The organism is Corynebacterium striatum ATCC 6940 (assembly GCF_000159135.1).
Lineage (GTDB): Bacteria > Actinomycetota > Actinomycetes > Mycobacteriales > Mycobacteriaceae > Corynebacterium > Corynebacterium striatum.
Genome location: NZ_GG667519.1, coordinates 111,763 through 112,348, shown reverse-complemented (window position 1 = coordinate 112,348; position 586 = coordinate 111,763). Strand labels below are relative to the sequence as shown.

Here is a 586-nt window from a genome sequence, read left to right as displayed (position 1 = left end):
TTTAGAGACGCATGCAAGGTTTAATAGGTAGCACTTCAAATAGCAGCAACCAGGCTAAAATTCTTGTGCTCTTTGCGCGTACGGAAGCTACGTATGACGAAGAATTTGTCGGAATAGCTTTAACCAGAGAGCAGGAGAGTGCCATGGGCGAGCATGTTGATTCTCCAAGAATAACCTGTTGGACTGAAGAAGTTCCCCTTCAAGGCTGGGAAGGGAAACTAGACAAGTCTCGTTTCCCGAAACTTGTCTATCTCGTTTTTAGAGAAGGGTATGCGCAACATTCCTCCGTGCGCTACCAGGAAATAAGCCCAGATATATTGGCTGCATTTACCACGCGTGAAGCAGCTCAGACTGATGTCGTTTCTCGGCAGAAAAAGGAGCCTTCATTCTTACCGAGTGAGTTTCATATATGGGAAGTCGAATTCGGGTTTTTGACCGAAAACTTCCGTGGCCAAGGCCCAGAAATCCCCATGTACTGAGCAGTACTTCTCGTCGGTTTTAAATTCTGTTGCAAGGAGAACGTAAGCATCTATACCGCTGAAAATGGCGGAATAGGCTCGATGAATTCTTATATCGGAATTGGGTT

Annotated in this window: 1 protein-coding gene; it reads left to right on the top strand. The window is 45.7% G+C overall.

What is annotated here, in order from left to right:
- Nucleotides 1-143 precede the first annotated feature (143 nt).
- Complete coding sequence (locus HMPREF0308_RS00465; RefSeq protein WP_174775570.1) at nt 144-479, top strand: hypothetical protein; 336 nt, start codon at nt 144-146, stop codon at nt 477-479.
- Nucleotides 480-586 lie beyond the last annotated feature (107 nt).

Excerpts from the sequence above, each read along its gene's own strand:
- HMPREF0308_RS00465 (WP_174775570.1), top strand. The coding sequence starts at position 144 with ATGGGCGAGCATGTTGATTCTCCAAGAATAACCTGTTGGACTGAAGAA.